The following is a 240-nucleotide window of genomic DNA, read 5'->3' as shown; positions in this document are numbered from 1 at the left end:
AAGTTGAATCATTAACCCAAAAGTCTCCTTTAAAGGTCAATTCATTTTTTCGTCTTGGGTAGTAAATGATATTATAACACCATTTATTATCTATGTATGCACTGTCTGAAAGTACATAGTTATAGGTTTGAATACCTGTACGACTCAACGGACTTACAAAACTCTTATCAAAGAATTTTAGATAGTTATCGTAAATATTATAGTCTGAATATAAGTCATCTATAAAATCTATAATAACCT

The 240-nt window shown here is 28.3% G+C and carries 1 protein-coding gene; it reads right to left on the bottom strand.

All coding sequences use genetic code 11. The annotated features are described in order from the left end of the window. Window positions 1–240 (bottom strand): DUF5686 family protein (locus ACRHNM_RS17955; protein WP_431137995.1); only part of this gene is annotated, 240 nt, incomplete at both ends.

The organism is Psychroserpens mesophilus, assembly GCF_050617655.1.
GTDB lineage: Bacteria > Bacteroidota > Bacteroidia > Flavobacteriales > Flavobacteriaceae > Psychroserpens > Psychroserpens mesophilus_A.
The sequence above is the reverse complement of the archived record's forward strand: the minus strand, read 5'-3'. Positions and strand labels throughout refer to the sequence as shown.